This is a genomic window from Cedecea davisae DSM 4568 (assembly GCF_000412335.2).
Taxonomy (GTDB): domain Bacteria; phylum Pseudomonadota; class Gammaproteobacteria; order Enterobacterales; family Enterobacteriaceae; genus Cedecea; species Cedecea davisae.
This window is the reverse complement of the sequence record NZ_KE161030.1, coordinates 729,202-746,918: the sequence shown is the minus strand read 5'-3', so window position 1 is coordinate 746,918 and position 17,717 is coordinate 729,202. Positions and strand designations below refer to the sequence as shown.

15 protein-coding genes are annotated in these 17,717 nt (G+C 54.0%); 10 read left to right on the top strand and 5 right to left on the bottom strand.

Annotated elements, in window-relative coordinates; all coding sequences use genetic code 11:
• Nucleotides 1-24 precede the first annotated feature (24 nt).
• A complete protein-coding gene (locus tag HMPREF0201_RS03550) occupies nucleotides 25-2,805 on the bottom strand; it encodes a flavocytochrome c (protein WP_016535100.1) in 2,781 nt (926 codons plus the stop codon).
• Nucleotides 2,806-3,433: 628 nt separating this feature from the next.
• On the opposite strand from HMPREF0201_RS03550, the gene HMPREF0201_RS03545 reads away from it, so the two are divergent.
• The 6 genes from HMPREF0201_RS03545 to HMPREF0201_RS03520 all read left to right on the top strand — a co-directional run bounded on the left by HMPREF0201_RS03545 (nucleotide 3,434) and on the right by HMPREF0201_RS03520 (nucleotide 9,976).
• The gene (locus HMPREF0201_RS03545; protein WP_016535099.1) at nucleotides 3,434-4,945 is read left to right on the top strand and encodes a DASS family sodium-coupled anion symporter; all 1,512 of its coding nucleotides are present in this window, start codon (nucleotides 3,434-3,436) and stop codon (nucleotides 4,943-4,945) included.
• 55 nt (nucleotides 4,946-5,000) lie between these two features.
• Nucleotides 5,001-6,650 carry a class I fumarate hydratase FumA gene (fumA, locus tag HMPREF0201_RS03540; RefSeq protein WP_016535098.1) on the top strand — a complete coding sequence of 550 codons (1,650 nt, stop codon included), beginning with the start codon at nucleotides 5,001-5,003 and terminating at the stop codon, nucleotides 6,648-6,650.
• A 110-nt stretch (nucleotides 6,651-6,760) separates the two neighbouring features.
• On the top strand, nucleotides 6,761-8,071 hold the full coding sequence (locus HMPREF0201_RS03535) for a sensor histidine kinase (protein WP_016535097.1): 1,311 nt from the start codon (nucleotides 6,761-6,763) through the stop codon (nucleotides 8,069-8,071).
• On the top strand, nucleotides 8,071-8,688 hold the full coding sequence (locus HMPREF0201_RS03530; RefSeq protein ID WP_016535096.1) for a response regulator transcription factor: 618 nt from the start codon (nucleotides 8,071-8,073) through the stop codon (nucleotides 8,686-8,688). Before HMPREF0201_RS03535 ends, HMPREF0201_RS03530 begins: the two co-directional genes overlap by 1 nt.
• A 92-nt stretch (nucleotides 8,689-8,780) precedes the next feature.
• Nucleotides 8,781-9,272 carry a GlcG/HbpS family heme-binding protein gene (locus tag HMPREF0201_RS03525; RefSeq protein ID WP_016535095.1) on the top strand — a complete coding sequence of 164 codons (492 nt, stop codon included), beginning with the start codon at nucleotides 8,781-8,783 and terminating at the stop codon, nucleotides 9,270-9,272.
• A 20-nt stretch (nucleotides 9,273-9,292) separates the two neighbouring features.
• Nucleotides 9,293-9,976, top strand: a complete 684-nt coding sequence (locus HMPREF0201_RS03520) for an outer membrane protein (RefSeq protein ID WP_016535094.1) — start codon at nucleotides 9,293-9,295, stop codon at nucleotides 9,974-9,976.
• A 43-nt stretch (nucleotides 9,977-10,019) separates the two neighbouring features.
• Here the strand turns inward: HMPREF0201_RS03520 and zinT are convergent, their stop codons facing one another.
• The 4 genes from zinT to ompC form a co-directional block, all read right to left on the bottom strand.
• On the bottom strand, nucleotides 10,020-10,664 hold the full coding sequence (gene zinT, locus HMPREF0201_RS03515; protein WP_016535093.1) for a metal-binding protein ZinT: 645 nt from the start codon (nucleotides 10,662-10,664) through the stop codon (nucleotides 10,020-10,022).
• A gap of 76 nt (nucleotides 10,665-10,740) precedes the next feature.
• Nucleotides 10,741-11,265, bottom strand: a complete 525-nt coding sequence (locus tag HMPREF0201_RS03510; protein ID WP_039897959.1) for a phospholipase D family nuclease — start codon at nucleotides 11,263-11,265, stop codon at nucleotides 10,741-10,743.
• A 238-nt stretch (nucleotides 11,266-11,503) separates the two neighbouring features.
• A complete protein-coding gene (locus tag HMPREF0201_RS03505; RefSeq protein ID WP_016535091.1) occupies nucleotides 11,504-12,016 on the bottom strand; it encodes a GNAT family N-acetyltransferase in 513 nt (170 codons plus the stop codon).
• A 134-nt stretch (nucleotides 12,017-12,150) separates the two neighbouring features.
• Nucleotides 12,151-13,245 (bottom strand): porin OmpC, encoded by a 1,095-nt coding sequence (gene ompC / locus HMPREF0201_RS03500; RefSeq protein WP_016535090.1) that lies wholly within the window; start codon nucleotides 13,243-13,245, stop codon nucleotides 12,151-12,153.
• A gap of 649 nt (nucleotides 13,246-13,894) precedes the next feature.
• On the opposite strand from ompC, the gene HMPREF0201_RS03495 reads away from it, so the two are divergent.
• From HMPREF0201_RS03495 to HMPREF0201_RS03485, 4 genes are read left to right on the top strand one after another with little or no spacing between them, the layout of a single operon-like run.
• Nucleotides 13,895-15,037: an SGNH/GDSL hydrolase family protein gene (locus tag HMPREF0201_RS03495; RefSeq protein ID WP_016535089.1), complete on the top strand. Its 1,143-nt coding sequence runs from the start codon at nucleotides 13,895-13,897 to the stop codon at nucleotides 15,035-15,037.
• On the top strand, nucleotides 15,034-15,156 hold the full coding sequence (locus HMPREF0201_RS23420) for a hypothetical protein (protein WP_016535088.1): 123 nt from the start codon (nucleotides 15,034-15,036) through the stop codon (nucleotides 15,154-15,156). Before HMPREF0201_RS03495 ends, HMPREF0201_RS23420 begins: the two co-directional genes overlap by 4 nt.
• 10 nt (nucleotides 15,157-15,166) lie before the next feature.
• The gene (locus HMPREF0201_RS03490) at nucleotides 15,167-16,285 is read left to right on the top strand and encodes an MBOAT family O-acyltransferase (protein WP_039897958.1); all 1,119 of its coding nucleotides are present in this window, start codon (nucleotides 15,167-15,169) and stop codon (nucleotides 16,283-16,285) included.
• Nucleotides 16,282-17,715, top strand: coding sequence for an AMP-binding protein (locus HMPREF0201_RS03485; protein ID WP_016535086.1), 1,434 nt, complete (start codon nucleotides 16,282-16,284; stop codon nucleotides 17,713-17,715). The genes HMPREF0201_RS03490 and HMPREF0201_RS03485 overlap by 4 nt, the downstream gene beginning before the upstream one ends.
• Nucleotides 17,716-17,717: the final 2 nt, after the last annotated feature.

Below are 17,717 nucleotides of genomic sequence, written 5' to 3'. Positions count from 1 at the left end.
GGCGTTAACCGGGGCGCTTCGGGCTTAACGTTTTGCCCAGCTTGCCGCCTGATGGCCCGCCAGGGTGCCAAAGATAATGATGTCTGCCACCGCGTTACCGCCGATGCGGTTGCCGCCGTGGATGCCGCCAACAACCTCACCCGCCGCGTAAGCGCCCGGGATAACCTGTTGCTGTTTGTTCAGCACTTCGGTTTCAGTGTTGATGGTCACGCCACCCATGGTGTGGTGCACCCCCGGCGCGATGCGGATGGCGTAGAACGGGCCATCTTTAATCGGATTACGCAGCGCGGTTTTACGGCCAAAGTCTTCGTCGTACTGATTTTCCACGAAGCCGTTGTAACGCTCAAGCGTTGCCAGGAAAGTGTGGTAATCCATACCCAGTTTCTCCGCCAGCTCGCGCGGCCCTTCGGCGCTAACCACAAAGCCTTTGGCGATGTATTCGTCAGCCGCTTTGTTTTTGGTGCGCACGTTTTCATCGAACACGATGTAAGCGTATTTCTCCGGCAGGGCAATAATCTGCGCCGATACTTTATCGCGAGTTTCCATTTCGTTGAAGAAGCGGCTGCCTTTCTGGTTCACCAGGATAGCGCCGCCGCCGCGAATCGACTCGGAAATCAGGTAGGACGTAGTTTGCTCAACCGTTGGGTGGATCTGAATTTCACCCATATCCACGGTGCCCGCGCCCAGTTTTTCCAGCAGGGCAATACCGCCGCCGGTCGCGCCTTTGTGGTTGGTGGTGACGAAGCCGTCCAGGTCAGGGCGGTATTTCACCACCATCTGGCTGTTGGCGCTGAATCCGCCGGTGGCAACGATAACGCTCTTCGCATGAATGGTCAGGGCTTCGTTTTCGTCAGTCAGCAGCTCCACGCCGCTTACCGCGCCCTGCTCAAACAGGATTTCGGTTACCGCGGTGTCCATCAGCACGTCGATACCGCGTTTGTTAATGTTGCGCAGCAGGCCGCTAATCAGGTAGCCGCCAACCGCCGATCCGTCACGCGGGCGGTGGGTACGGTCAATGCTCATCCCGCCGGTGGTGGTGATGTCGTTCAGCATGATCCCGCGATCCGCCAGCCACTCAATCGCCTGCGGAGCCGTCTCCACAAAGCGGTGCAGCAGCTCAGGATTGTTTTTGCCGTAACCGCCTTTCAGGGTTTCGGCATAGAACAGCTCTTTGCTGTCGTTAATGCCTTTTACGCGCTGGAAGCGGGTTTCGGCCGCATTCATCCCGGCGGAGGCCTTCACGGTATTGCCGCCGATGGAAGGCATTTTCTCAACGATCAGCACGCTAGCGCCTTCGTCGTGAGCCTGAATCGCCGCTGCCAGGCCCGCGCCGCCGCTGCCGACAACCACAACATCGTAGTTTTGTGGGGCGCTAACGCCGCCGCTCTCTTCAAACGCCCGCTGCTTGCTGGATTTCACCATCGCTTTGGAGACGGCTTTTTTCACCGCTTCGCTCTGGGAAGTCGCGCCGGAAATGGCGTCCACAAACGGCGAGTTGGCGGTCAGGATACGGGTACGAATTTCTTCAAAATTGGTCGTGAATTCAACGTCGTCCTGCGGGCCTTCGGCCAGCGCGATGTCCGCGATGCCTTCGTTATCGAGGCTAACGTTAATCACCAACTGGTTTACGTCATCGCTGACGGTTTCTTCGAATACGCCCGGTTTGAATTTGGATGCGCCGCCCATGCTCATGTCGCGGATCATCGCCTCTACCAGCGAGAAGCGCCACAGCGGTTCAGGAATAGTCAGCTCTTCGCGTTTGGTGCTATCGATAAACAGATCCAGCACTTCGCCGTTGGCGATGCGGTCTGTCCAGTCCGGGTAAGCGATGCAGGCGCGGCCTACAGCCACCAGGTCATAGCCGTTTTCCAGCGCGGTTTCTACGTCAGAAGCATTGACGATGCCGCCCACGCCCATCACCGGGATTTGCGCCAGTTCGGCGGAACGCATCTGGCAGTATTTGTTAATCAGCGGCGTCGGGTCGGTGGTGTCGTTGATTGACGGACGCAGCGAGTAGCCCAGCGAGAAGTGCAGGTAATCAAGGCCGCGAGCCGCCAGTTTCTCCAGCAGATACATGGTGTCGTCGAAGCGGATGCCGGGAACTTCAAGCTCTTCAGGAGAGAAGCGGTAGCCGATGATAAATGAATCGTCGGCAAACTGGCGCACCATCTGGTGGGTAATATCCAGCACCGCCAGCGGGAATTTAGCGCGGTTATCGCGGCTGCCGCCCCATTCGTCGTCACGCTGGTTGGAGTTAGGAGAGTAGAACTGCTGAATAAGGTAGGTGTTGGCTCCGTGGATTTCCACGCCGTCGAACCCGGCCTGAATAGCGCGACGAACGGCATCACCGAATTTGCCAACCATGCCTTCCACTTCTTCGGTGGTCAAAGCGTTCGGGGTTGCAGCCCCATCGCGAGGAGCGGCCAGGGCGCTCGGCGCAACCGGAGTACGGCCACCGATAAGTTTCGGGTCGACCATGCGGCCGCCGTGGTAAATCTGCAAAATAGCTCTGGAGCCTTCGGCTTTGATCGCCGCAGCAATTTTTGCCAACCCGGCAATTTTCTCGTCGTTATCAATACCGATAGCGCCCGGGAAAGCGAGGCCGAGATCGTCGATAAAGCAGCATTCCACCACGATAGTGCCGATGCTGCCGGCGCGAACGCGGTAGTACTCCACCAGCTCTTCGGTCACCGTGCCGTCAAAATACCCGGTGCAGGTGGTCATCGGCGCCATCAGCAGGCGGTTTTTTAACGCCGTACCATTGGGTAAGGTAAAGGTGCTGAGCATGTTTTTGTCGGTGTTCATAATGCGACTCCAAACTTTAAAATTTAAACTTGAGAATTGGGTGCTGGCGTTATTTTTGGTTGTAGTTATTTGCCATTATGCATAGCAACAATATAAGACTATTTTTAGTTACCAAACTATTTACGTTAGTTTAAAAACTATTAAATCACCTCAATAACAGAATTACCCACAACGTGTTATTAATTAAAATCCAAAAAATCACATCTTATTAAAAGATGATAACAATTTAATTACTTCGCCACCAACACCAGGAAACATAACCCAGGCCTTGCGCGGCGCAGAATCGAGTCAGCTAAAAGTGATAAAAATCGACTTAAAGGCGCATTTTTAATGATCAAAGTGATAACTTTTCACCGGAAATAACCCTACTCCCGGGTTAACTATTATTTATTTTAAAAATAGATAACAGAATCTCATTTCTTGATCCGGATCAATTGCCATATACCCCGAAAGCGCAATATATAAATATCACCAGTATTTAATTCATCGCAGAAAAAATGCGCTGAATAGCTATTTCTGAAGCAGCTTAAATTCATCTTTAATTAATAAAGAAAGTTAAATAACTAAAGAAAGTGAATTAGCCGGAAATAGAAAACCCGAATCCTTAACTACTTATAACGGTGTCATTATGAGTGTAATAACCACCAATCTACCGCCGCTCAAAGCGAGCACTAAGAAAGCGGGCAACAACAACCGCTGGCTGATGATGGCGCTGCCCATCATCGTTGCGCTGTTGCTGCTGCTGGTCCCGGTTCCTGACGGCCTGCCGCCTTACGCCTGGCACTTCTTTGCCATCTTCGTCGGCGTGATTGTCGGGCTTATCTTCGAACCTCTGCCCGGCGCCGTTATCGGCCTGACCGGGATAGTGGTCATCGCCCTTGGCAGCCAGTGGCTGCTGTTCAGCCCGGAGCAAATGGCCGACCCGAAATTTAAGCTGGCCGGTGCCTCCTTTAAATGGGCGGTAAGCGGTTTCGGCAACTCCACCGTCTGGCTTATCTTCGGCGCATTTATGTTTGCCGCCGGTTACGATAAAACTCAGTTCGGCCGCCGCCTGGCGCTGATTCTGGTGAAATATCTTGGCCGCCGCAGCCTGACGCTGGGCTACGCCATTGCCTTCGCTGACCTGCTGCTGGCACCGTTTACCCCGTCCAACACCGCACGCAGCGGCGGGACTATCTATCCGATTATTGCCAACCTGCCGCCGCTGTACGGCTCTAAACCTAACGACCCGAGCGCACGTAAAATTGGTTCTTACCTGATGTGGGTGGCGATTACCGCAGCCTGTATCACCAGCTCAATGTTCCTTTCCGCTCTGGCACCTAACCTGCTGGCGCTGGCGCTGGTGAAAAGCATCGTCGGGATTAACATCTCCTGGGGCATGTGGTTCCTCGCCTTCCTGCCGCTTGGCCTGCTGCTGCTGCTGACCATGCCGCTGCTGGCCTACTGGCTCTACCCGCCGGAAGTGAAAGTGAACGACGAAGTGCCAAAATGGGCGAGCCGCGAGCTGGAAAAACTGGGTAAGCTGTCCCGCAATGAGATCCTGCTGCTGGTGTTCGTCTGCTTCGCGCTGATGATGTGGATCTTCGCCGCCAGCTGGATTGAACCAGCCCTGGCCGCCCTGCTGGTCATCGTCCTGATGCTGTGGACCGGCGTGCTGAACTGGAACGACATCACCAACAATAAAGCGGCGTGGAACACCTTTGTCTGGTTCGCCACCCTCGTCGCCCTGGCAGACGGCCTCTCTTCTACCGGCTTCATCACCTGGCTGGGTAAAGAAGGCGGCGCGCTAATGAGCGGCATCGCCCCGGGCACCGCAACCATCGTGCTGCTGCTGGCGTTCTACCTGCTGCACTACCTGTTTGCCAGCACCACCGCACACACTACCGCGCTGCTGCCGGCCATGCTGACCATCGCTTCTACTATCCCCGGCATGAATATGGAAGTGTTCTGCCTGCTGATGGTGACCTCGCTGGGCATCATGGGCATCATCACCCCGTACGGCACAGGCCCAAGCCCGATTTACTACGGTAGCGGCTACCTGCCAACCAAAGATTACTGGCGCCTTGGCACCATCTTTGGCGGCCTGTTCCTCGCCGCACTGCTGCTGATTGGTTATCCGTGGATGGCGATGCTGTTCTGATTTAAAGCCGCTGGGGGGCAACTTCCGGCGGCTTATTTTTATGGAGTAATGAGCTATGTCGAACAAACCTTTTGTTTACCAGAACCCTTTCCCTCTGGCGCACGATGAAACCGAATATTATCTGTTAACCCGTGAACACGTTTCGGTTAGCGAATTCGAAGGCCAGCCGGTGCTGAAAGTAGAACCTCAGGCCCTGACTCTGCTGGCACAGCAGGCCTTCCACGACGCGGCGTTTATGCTGCGCCCTGCCCACCAGCAGCAAGTTGCCGATATTCTTCACGACCCGGAAGCCAGCGAAAACGACAAATACGTGGCGCTGCAATTCCTGCGGAACTCTGAGATTGCCGCCAAAGGCATCTTGCCGACCTGCCAGGATACCGGCACCGCGATTATCATGGGTAAAAAAGGCCAGCGCGTCTGGACCGGCGGCGGCGATGAAGCCGCGCTGTCTCAGGGCGTGTACAACACCTATATCGAAGATAACCTGCGCTATTCCCAGAATGCCGCGCTGGATATGTACAAAGAGGTGAACACCGGCACCAACCTGCCTGCTCAGATTGACCTCTACAGCGTGGACGGCGACGAATATAAATTCCTGTGCGTTGCCAAAGGCGGCGGCTCGGCCAACAAAACCTATCTCTATCAGGAAACCAAAGCGCTTATCACCCCGGCGAAGCTGAAAGCTTACCTGGTTGAGAAAATGCGTACGCTCGGCACCGCGGCCTGCCCGCCATACCACGTTGCGTTCGTTATCGGCGGAACTTCGGCTGAGTCCACGCTGAAAACGGTGAAACTGGCTTCCACCCACTATTACGACGGGCTGCCAACCGAAGGCAACGAGCACGGCCAGGCCTTCCGCGACGTGAAGCTGGAGCAGGAACTGCTGGAAGAAGCGCAGAAGCTCGGCCTCGGCGCGCAGTTTGGCGGGAAATACTTCGCCCACGACATCCGCGTTGTGCGCCTGCCGCGCCACGGCGCATCCTGCCCGATTGGCATGGGTGTTTCCTGCTCCGCGGACCGCAACATCAAAGCGAAAATCAACAAAGACGGGATCTGGATTGAAAAACTGGAGAGCAATCCTGGGAAGTACATCCCGGAAGCGCTGCGCCAGGCCGGTGAAGGCGAAGCCGTGAAGGTGAACCTGAACCAGCCGATGAAAGAGATCCTCGCCCAGCTTTCAGCTTACCCTGTTTCTACCCGCCTCTCCCTGAGCGGCACCATTATCGTAGCGCGCGACATCGCCCACGCTAAGCTGAAAGAACGCCTGGATAACGGCGAAGCGCTGCCGCAGTACGTGAAAGATCACCCGATCTACTACGCAGGCCCGGCCAAAACGCCAGAAGGTTACGCCTCAGGCTCTTTAGGCCCAACTACCGCAGGCCGTATGGACTCTTATGTCGATCAGCTTCAGGCCAACGGCGGCAGCATGATAATGCTGGCGAAAGGCAACCGCAGCCAGCAGGTGACCGACGCCTGCCACAAACACGGTGGCTTCTACCTCGGCAGCATCGGCGGCCCGGCGGCGGTTCTGGCTCAGCAGAGCATTAAGAGCCTGGAACTGGTGGAATACCCGGAGCTGGGTATGGAAGCCATCTGGAAAATTGAAGTGGAAGACTTCCCGGCGTTCATCCTGGTGGATGACAAAGGCAACGACTTCTTCCAGCAGATCCAGAACAAACAGTGCGCGGGCTGTAACAAGCACTGATTTAGCAGAACTTGTCATCAAGGCGGGCGCTACGGCGCTCGCTTTTTTTTGCCCGCAAGTTACTCCATACTGAATCCACATTTTCACCACGGCGCAAAAAGGGATTTAGCATGTTGAGGTTGTTTAGCTGGCTGCTGCTAACGCTGCTCAGCTGCGCGGGGCTTAGCGCCTGGTTTTTACAGCAGCAGTACGAGGAGAAGTCCGCCGACTTCCGCATTCTCTACCGTGAGGTCACGGTGAAGCTGTCCCAGCACGACGCCATTATTCCGCTGCTGCCGGTCAGGCAGGATGCCAGCGAGGTGCAAAAGATCCTGCCGCAAATCGTCATGTGGCGGCGGCATAACAACCTCGAACCGCGCCTGCCTATCGTGCCCGAAGGCGACGGCCGCTACTGGCTTAACCGCCCAAATCTGTCCCTGTTAATCGACCTGAAAACCCTGCTCGATACCCTCGGAGAGAAAAAGACGTTTCGCTATCTCGATATCAGCTGGAACGCCACCCTGCTCTACCAGCAGGGCGACTCTGGCGCGTCTTACTACTGGCGCTGGGATAAAACCGTCGCCAGCCCTACCCAGCCGCTTTTGCTCTCCGTCGGCGATAATCCTGAATGGGCTAAGCTGCCGTGGTGGCTGATTATCTCCCCGGCCTTGTTCTGGGCGCTTGCACTCTACCTGCTGGCGCAGTATCAGGTGAATAAACGCCGCCGCGATATTGCAGATTTGCGCGCCCGCTACGCCGAGCTTACCCGGCTCAATACCATGGGCGAGCTGGCGGCGGGCATGGTGCATGAGCTGAACCAGCCGCTGACGGCGGTAATGAGCTATAACCAGGCGGCGGCGAGGCTGATAAAACAGAATAATCCGGCCCAGGTTCCCGGCCTGCTGGAGGCCTCGGTGCTCCAGATAAAACGTATTGATGCCCTGCTCAGCCAGTTCCGGCAAAAATTAACCAGCGAGCGGGCCGAATTCCAGCCTGTCGATCTCCAGCGGCTCTGGCTGCGGGTGTGCAAGCTGCTGGATAACGAGTTGCGGACGGGGAAAATCCGCGCAACCGGCCACTTTGCCGACCCGCTGCCGCCGCTGTTTGCTCCGCCGTTATGGATTGAGCAGATCCTGCATAACATCGTCAGCAACGCTATCCAGGCGCAAACCAGCGGCTCGGGCTGGGTTCATCTCAAGATCGAGGCTGAAAACAACGGCATTGTGTTAACCCTGAGCGACGGCGGGCCGGGGTTATCCCCCGAGGCGCTGGAGCACGTTTTCATTCCGTTCTTCACCACCCGGGCCGGGGGCATTGGCCTGGGTATGGCGCTTACCGACACCCTGGTTCAGCGCCTGAACGGCACTATCGAAGCCAGCAATATTCCGGGACAGGGCGCCTGCTTCAGGCTCTGGTTTCCGCTCAACGGCGAGGAGAAATAATGGAACAGTGCATCTGGCTTATTGATGACGATGCGGCGATCCGCGACTCGCTGAAGCTGCTGCTTTCAACGGTGGGCTGGGAGACTCACGCCTTCGACAGCGCCCAGGCTTTTCAGCAGCAGGCGGGCGACCTCGCCCTGCTCGACGGCTGTATGCTGCTCGACATCCGTATGCCGGGCAAAACAGGGCTGACTCTGCTGGACGAATGGACGCAGGAAGGGCTGGCGCTGCCGGTGATTATCATGACCGGGCACGGCAACATCGATCTGTGCCGCCGCGCCTTTAAAAATGGTGCCTTTGAGTTTCTGACCAAGCCGATTGATGCCGACCTGCTGTTTGAAGTGGTCGGAGCCGCCATGGAGCAGCAAAAAACGCGGCTTGAGGAAAAGCAGAAATGGCAACCTCTCCAGGAAAAGCTCGCGACTCTGACCGCGCGCGAAAAGGAGATGCTGGAGCTGTTGATCCTGGGTTATTCCAGCAAGGAAATTGCCCAACAGTGCTCGCTTTCTCCGCGCACGGTGGAGGCGCACCGCGCCAATATTTTCACCAAGCTTGAAGTTAACTCCCTGCCGAAACTGCTCAAAATCTACGGTGAAGTCGTCAAAGAGACTAAGTAAAACTACCAGGAAAGTTAGGTGTTCGCGCCAATTTCCCGCCAGCGCCGCGTTTCATAGTATTGACCCATAGCAAACCAATATGGAGCAACATCATGAAACGTCTTCTGTTAAGCGCCCTGCTGATGGGCAGCGTAATCTCTAGCGCCAGCGCGGCAACCGGCGTACTGAGCCAGAAAAACCTCTCCCTTGAGCTTGCCGACAAGCTGGCGCAAAGCGCACTCCAGGTTTGCGCCAAAGATAACTATAACGTGGCGGTGACCGTGGTTGACCGTTCCGGCACGCCGCTGGTGATGAAGCGCATGGATAATGCCGGGCCGCATACCGTCGAAGCCAGCCGCATGAAAGCCTGGACCTCATTGACCACCAAAAACCCAACCGACAACGTGATGAAAGGCTCTCAGTCCAACGCGGGCGCGGCCAATATGCGCGATATCCCTGGCTTCCTGCTGCTGGCGGGCGGCGTGCCGGTAAAAGCCGGTGAGCAGGTGATTGGCGCAATCGGCATCGGCGGCGCACCGGGCGGGCATCTCGACCAGGCCTGCGCTATTGAGGCGCTGAAAACGATTGAGAACGAGCTGAAATAACACGATATCGGGCGGAAAATATGAAAATTAAAACAGGCTTATGGGCGCTTCCGTTAATGCTGTGTGCCGGGCAGGCTCTGGCCGCAAACGGGGATGAAGGCTATTACGGTTCGGCTAAATACCTGCAAAGCGAGCAGCGTGCCAGCGACCAGGACACCAGCAGCCGTCCCGGCGTTGGGCAGTTTGTTGACGGTAAAGAAAAAGACAGACTCGGCGGCGCGTCGCTGGCTGCCGGTTACCAGTACGGCAACGGCTGGCGTACCGAGGGGGAATATACCTTCCGCCAGAAAACCGAATTTAGCAGCGGCTCCACCGCCTTCCCGACCAGCTACAACCACCTGAAGCTGAAAACAGAACGGCTGATGCTGAACGTCTATCGCGACTATGAACTGGGCTACGGTGTTTCACTGTTCGGCACCGCGGGTCTCGGGGTTGCGAAGGTAAAAGCGGGCGGCTGGCAGGGTAATACTTCCCGGGAATACGCCTCCAGCACGCAAAACAACCTGGCCTGGTCGCTTGGCGCAGGCGTCAGCTATTCGCCGCTGGAGCGCCTGAGCTTTGACATTGGCTATCGCTACGTGGATATGGGCAAAATCGAGAGCGGCTACAATACCTTCGGCAACGTACGCGGCCTGAAGGACGAGCAAATGAAGGCTCGCCTTGCCACCAGCGAATTTACCCTGGGCACTCGCTACCTGTTCTGATGGTTAAACAGCGGGCGGCGAATGTGCCGCCCGTTTTCCTTCTCTAGTGGTGCAGCATCTCGTCAACTACCTGCGCTTTGGTCATATTGTACGGGTAATATGTTGGCCAGTTATCCATCTCTTTGAGCAATGCGTCCTGGGATTCACTCCCGGTGAAGATGTGGAAATGCTGAGACTGACGCGGGGCAATAATATGGTCGCTAAATTGCACAAACTTTGGCGCTTTTGACTGGCCGTCTTTGCACTCAAACAGGTAGCGCACGCCCTTCTTTCCTGAGCTATAAGTCAGAATTTTGTAGCCCGCGTAATCGTAATGGCAGCTGGCGGTTTCTTTTCCTACGTGGAATTCGATGACGTTATTCTCGATGCCAATCGTTTCGACATCTGTCGCATAACCCTTTTTATAATACGCCCGATATTCTTCCAGGCTCTTGCCGCTCTTTTTGGCTTTTTTCTCCAGTACCGGGTCTAAATCACCGCTCAACAAATAGGGATTTACCGACTGCCAGATACCTTCCCAGTCGGCCAGGGAGCGGTCTTTCACATGGGTATCGTCAAAAATACCTTCGCTGGCTTTCTGTTCGACCTCGGTTAACGGTTTGCCGTGATGATGGCCGTGAGCCAGCGCCTGCGTTCCCGACAGCAGAACGCCCATTCCCAGAATAAAAGCAGATTTCTTCATTATCATAACGCTCTCCTTTGCGATCCAATCGCGAAAGAGAAACGTTATAACATAACAACCAAGGAGATCAACCCGCGCCAGGCTATACCGAAGTTTCTCCGGTAAACGGCACGCCCAGCTCCCAGCGGCTTTGCCAGTGCGCAACGTACTGGCTGGCAACATCCGGCATGTCTCGCAGCACCACCACGTTTTCGCTGTTTTCCGTTTCAGCAGAAGGCGCATAGTTAAACGAGCCGGTTTCAACGGTTTGCTCATCGACGATGATCGTTTTGTCATGCTGGATATGATAGTGCCCGTCAATACGCAGCTGAACGCCATTGGCAGCGACAAAGCTCATCGCCTTCAGGCTGGCCTTGTTCTGGTTACGTTTTTTATCCACCACTACCCTCACCTCTACGCCCCGCTTACGAGCCTCCACCAGCGCCTGAGCGATGTCGGGAGCCTGGAAGGAGTAGCCAATCATGCGGACAGACTTATGCGCCTGGGCGATAACCTGCAATACCAGCGCCCGCGCCGACCCTTCCGGCGAAAAACCGACCTGAACATGTGGCGCGGCAAAAGCCGCTGCGGGCAGGCTAAGCGCGGCTGCCAGGGTAATATTTTTCAACCAGGAATTTATCACTTTGAGGTTAGGCCACTTGTCTTTATCAGCGGCTAGTTTACGCCGCAGAAATAGAGGCCGGAAAGAAGACCTTTGTATCAGAGGGGAGTTAAGAAATAACAAGATATGTCGATATTGCCGTCCGCCGGGCGTAACTCCGGCGGCAATCCCGCCGCTTAAAAAAACGGAGGGAGCCTGAAAATGCTATCAGCCCAGCGGGCTATACCGAAATCTCTTGCCGGGTTTATAGCGGTTTACCAAGAATATATAGCGTGCTGGTTTGCGTCGCGCTGGTAAAGGTCTCACTTGTTAAGTGGCTCATGCCCTGGGACAGGTAAAAATGCCGTGCGCCCTCATTGCCCTCAAGCACTTCCAGCCAGAAGTAGTTCTGATTCCTTTCTTTCGCCAGCTCAATCGCTCTGTCAAAAAGCGCTTTCCCATAGCCCTTACCGGTCTCACCGGGAGCAAAGTAGAGCTTGTTAAGCAAGGCGCCAGAAAACGGCCGCCCCGGAACCGAGCGATCCCAGCTTATTTTGGCAAAACCAATTGCACCTTTGTTTTCAGCAATAAACCAGCCAACGTCAGGGTCGGACAGGCTTTTCGCCAGCGTAGGCAGCGAATATTCACCGTCAATAAAGGCCTGAAGCTCATCTTCAGATTGCCAGAATTTTTGGAAATGATAGCGGTAACTCGTCGCACCAAGGGTAGAGATAAGAGGGGCATCTTCGGGGACGGCTTTGCGGATTATCAGGGGCATTTTTCTTCCTCGCTTTTAGGATTCACCATAAAGCCAGCAGAAAAAGTATTCAACTTGTCCGTCGCGGAAACATCTTGTCAGGAGCACGGCTTATTACGACCCGTAAAACAAACCGGGCCGTATTTATCACAAAATCAGAACTGATAGACCATGCCGACGGCAAAAACATTGTCGGTGTTGATTTGTGCAGCGCGGGTAAATTCGCTGTCGTCCAGCAGATTGATTTTATAATCCGTGTAGGTCGACATATTTTTGTTGAAGTAGTAGTTAGCGCCAATAGAAATATACTCAACAAGATCCTGATTGCCTCCGACGGTATTCAGATCTTTGCCTTTTGATTTCAGATAAGCCAGGGACGGACGCAGGCCCGACTCAAACTGATATTGCGCAACGACTTCGAAGTTTTGCGTTTTATTGGCGATGTTGCTGTTGCCGCCGTAGGTGGTCATGTTATGGGTTTCTGAAAACGTCGCCGCAAGATAGAGCGAGTTGACGTCATACTTCAGGCCCGCCGCCCAGACTTCTGCCTTATTACCTGCGGCATTGTCACCCGATACAAGCCGCCCCTGTGCAACCTGAGCGTCAGTCCTGTCCGATGCGGCATAAGTCACGCCTATGCCAAAGCCCTGGGACTCATAGCTAGTAGACATGCCCCAGCCGTCGCCGTGCTGTTTGCCCAGCCCGCGCGTGGCGTCATCTTCTTTGCCCTGGTACTGAAGGGCGACATTCAGTCCCTCAACCAGGCCGAAGAAGTCGCTATTACGCCAGGTGGCAACGCCGTTGGTACGCCCGGTGAGGAAGACATCCGTTTGGGTCCATGTGTCGCCGCCAAATTCCGGCAGCATATCCGTCCATGAGCCAATGTCGTAAGCCACGCCAAAGTTACGCCCGTAATCAAAGCTGCCAAAGTTGGCAAATTTTAGCCCGGCAAAAGCCAGGCGCGTTGCATTGCCCTTCGCACCGTCGGATTCGGCATTATTACCGCTGAAGTTATATTCCCACTGGCCGTACCCGGTGAGCTGATGGGTGATGCGGGTTTCGCCTTTAAACCCTAAGCGCGCATAGGTTTTATCCCCATTAGCACCGTTTGAGTCACTGAAATAATGGAGGGCGGTAACCTTTCCATAGAGATCCAGCTTGTTACCCTCTTTATTATAAACGCCGGCGGCGTTAACCGCCCCTGCCGCTAATAACGTTGAGACGGCCACCACGATTAATTTTAATTTCATCTTTTCGTCCCTAATAGTTGAAAAATGCTTCACCCCTGTGAAGCCAGGACATTATTCAATGGCGAAATGAACGTTACAAATAAAAGTTCCACAATATCTTCCTATTTTTTATTCTCGTGAGCATCATCGCTATTGTTAAATGATAAATATCAATTCATAACTCACTCAATATACAAAACATCAAACAAACACAAAATCATCCTTATAAAATAAGATTAAAAAACGCCACACCGCCAAATCACAACACAAAAAACCATTTGATTAGAATGAGTTATGTTAACAACAAGGGTGGGCGCGTTTAAAAACAATCACCACGGAAATATAAAACAGCTAAAACATTTATGTAAACGATAGGACAGCGAGTGGTTAAACAACTTATTCCCTTCTCCGGAGAAGCCGACAATAGGCCCGGTACAAATTACCTGGCGAGCAATTAATTAGGCCGCTAACCGCCGTAAAAAATAGCGGCCAGGCACAAACAACCGCCGGGATTCCGGAGTGTCGGAGCTTGTACATACCGTTACACAGCAACGCTCATCATCGCCAGATTCCTGGTATATAGTGTCAAAATTCACGGGGCTGGATTTACCGTGAGGTTAAAAACTAACAAATTTTAAACAAATGGTTGTCATATAGCGTTACTCTTATAATGAAAATTAAAAATACTCTCTGCCTACATATCTCGATGGCGCTGCTTGCTGTCTTGTTCCTTTGCGTTCACCCGCTGGTGACGAGCTTCGATCCGCCTTTGACATTCCAGCCGCTGATCAAAACAATGGAAGGCACGCCAAAAGAACAGCGCGAAAAAATAGCCACAATATCCCATGCGTTACAGGGAAATGCGATTTTCTTCCTCGGTGCTTCGGAAGTCTCTACCTCCGAAGATGAGCACTACGCGGTATATAATTACTTTAACAACCAGTTGCATCGCCCGGTGGTCGCCTATGGCGATAGTTATGTTGATAACATTACTCAGTTTTTACTGCTCTCCCGTTTCAAAAATGACATCAACGCTAACAGTAAAATTGTTCTGCTCTATGCCCCGGATAGTTTTTATTTTGACAGCATTCCTCCGGCAATTTTTGCCGACCATTTCCCGGCGGCAATTTTTAATCCGCTGATGAAAAATGAGCAAACTCGCCCTTACCTGACTCATTATTTGCAGCATATTGATAAAGAAGATATTAGCCATTTAACCTTTGGCGAAATGAAAGTTTACGGCTGGCACCCGCAGGTTATCTGGCAGGAAGTGAATTATCAGTTTGCTAACTTCTGCACCATGGTAAAAAACGACTGGCTGGCAATGCTGCATATTACCCCGCAGCCAAAACACCGTACCTGGCCGCAGCAGATGAGCGCCAACGTTGTGCAACCTGACTGGGACCAACAGCTGGCCCAGGCGCGCGTTCTGAACCAGTCCCGCCAGGAAAGCGCGGCGACATTGTGGATGGATAAGTCCGTTTTCGAAGATAACAAAACGCCGGAAGACTGGTACCCAACCCCGCCAGTTAGCCGCCAGATGCAGGCTTTCCAGGCAACAATTGCGCTCCTGAAACAGCGCCACGCGCAGTTTGTGGTGATTATCGACCCGCTCAATCCGTGGGCGCTTAAGAACACGGAGAAATTCCGCCCCGTTGACCGCCAGGTTACGGCAACGCTTGAGCAAAACCAGGTTCGTTACTTCGACATGTACGCTCAGCCCTACCAAAACGGCTGGAACTGGGATCGCCTTCACCCCACAGAACTGGCGTGGGTCGCCATGGACCGATTTATTGCCGGGAGTTTTAAATGATGAAAACAGCAGCCCGCCTTTTTTTCCTTTATCTCTTTTTAGCGATAACCGTTGTTGCGTGGTCATCCGTTGACGACAGCATGAATTTAAAAGTGCATTTTGAATATCAAAAATTCTGAAGGATGAATGATGTACAGCTCAGGAACATTTTTTTTCTTTCTGTTTTCATCGGCGCTGTTGTTTGCGCTGGTTAACCGGGTATTGAATCACCGGCTGACTTATTTATCCGCTTTTTCGGTGCTGGCGGCATTAGGCTGGGGCTATATCTTCCAGGGCGATTATATTGTTCCGATCGCGGTGTTCCTGGCTTTTTATATTCTTGTCACATTAAAAGAGAAAGGCTGGTTAAAAACATGGCAGGCGGTGAGCCTGACCCTGCTACCGCTGTTTTTGGTGAAACTACACCTTAATAACCACCTGGGCATGATTGGCCTCTCCTTTATGACCTTCCGCGCGATTGACGTACTGCTTTACCGCAGTAAAAAAGACGGGCGAAATTTCCTGCATTATTTTTGCTATCTGTTTATGCCGTTTATTATCCTCGCTGGCCCAATGTACCGCTGGCGCAGCTGGGTTAACGACATTAACAAACCGGTTTTCCGCCTCAGCCGCGAACAGTTTTTACTGGCGCTGGAGCAAATCGTGACCGGCATTATCCAAAAATTTTTGTTTGCCATGCTGATAGATAACCTGGTGATTGAATCCTGGAGCCACCGCCCGTTTACGCTCAGCGTCGGCGTTGTGATGTCGCTGGCCTACAGCGCCTATCTCTACTTCGATTTTGCCGGTTACAGCAACATGGCTATCGGCGCTGGCCGCCTGTTTGGTCTGAACATTCCGGCCAACTTTAATATGCCGATTCTGGCTAAAAACCCGCAGGACTTCTGGCGACGCTTTCACATCAGCCTGTCTGAATGGCTGCGCGACGTGGTCTTTATGCCGATTTACATGAATCTGATGAAGCTCGATTTCTTCCGTCAAAACAAAACCCTGGCACAGAACGTTGGCATTTTCTGCACGCTCTTTTGCATGGGGGCATGGAACGGGCTTGAAAGGCACTATGTTATCAGCGGCGCGCTGTTCGGCGCCATTTCCGTTGCCCATAACATGCTGCTGTGGTCAGCCAAACGCAGCCCAGCTTTGAGCAACGGATTACGCCATCCGGTTATCGCGTTTTTTGGACGAATTCTGACGCTGGCAAGCGCAGCGGCCTCCCTCTACATCTTTAGCGGAATGTCACCTCTATGAAACTTCATCCCGAGCTTCAGGAACTGCAGGATTTTCTGCGTGCGGCATTACTCGACCCCGCACGCCCCCAGCAGCTGGCCATCAGCGGCAGCGATTACGCCCTGACCTGGCAGCAGCTCTCCGTCGCCGTTGCGGACTGGGCGCAGCGCTACGAACTGAGCCACCAGCCCGCCGGAACGCCGGTGGTTTTGTACGGGCACCAGCAGGCCGAGTTTGCCGTGGCTATTTATAGCTGCCTGCTGCACAACATTCCGTATATTCCGGTGGACTGCATTTACCCTCAGGAGAGGCTGAAAGAGATCTGCCAGCTTGCCAGCGCTCCCTGCTATTACGACGTAGCGACAAAGCAGTTCGTGGCAACCGGCGAAACGGGCAAAGCGCTGGCCGAGCAGAACCTGGCCTATATCATGTTTACTTCAGGAAGCACCGGGAAACCGAAAGGCGTGCAGATTGGGCGCGAGAGCCTGTGGCACTTCATGAAGTGGGTACGCCAGGATTTTGCGCTGCCGGACGTGCCGGTGCTGATGAACCACGCGGTGTTCAGCTTCGACCTTTCCCTGATCCCGCTGCTGGCAAACCTCGCTACCGGCGGGCACATCGTGCTGAATGCGAAAGAAGACATCGCGGCCGAAAACTGGCTCGAGCGCCTGAAAACCAACGGCGTTTCGGCCTGGGTTTCAACGCCCTCTTTTGCCTACCAGAAGCTGCTTTCCCCGCAGTTCAACAGCGACTATTTGCCCGACCTGAGCGTGTTTGTATTCATCGGCGAAGTGCTGAATAAGGCGCTGGTCAAGCAGCTGCGCCGACGCTTCCCGCAGGCCAAAATTCTTAACTCCTATGGGCCAACGGAGGCGACCATCGCCACCACGGTTATCGAAATCACCGATGAGATCCTGCTCAGCGAAAACGACCTGCTGCCGGTTGGCACCATGATGCCGGACTCCAGAATGGAGATTACCGCCGAAGGTGAACTGATTATCTGGGGTAAAAACGTGATGCGCGGCTACCTTGGGCTGCCTCAGGAAAACGCAGAGAAATTACTGCACCGCGAAAGCGAGCAATTCCGGGGCTACCGGACCGGCGATCTCGGCTACGAGGACGGACTGCTTTATTGCCAGGGCCGCAACGACAGCCAAATCAAATTGAACGGCTACCGGATTGAAATCAACGAGATTGAGAACCGCCTGCTGGCGATGTCCGGCATTAGCGAGGCCGTGGTGCTGCCGCTGATGAAGTCCGGCGGCGGCGTGCTGCGTATTGCGGCTTTCTGCGTAACCGGCCTCGCGCCGGAAGCCATCAAAACTTCGCTCTCGAAGGTGATCCCGCCTTATATGGTGCCTTCGCAAATCATTATTAAAGACGCTTTGCCGCTTAACCCTAACGGCAAAATCGACCGCAAGCTGCTGGATACCCAGGCTCGCACGAATTAATG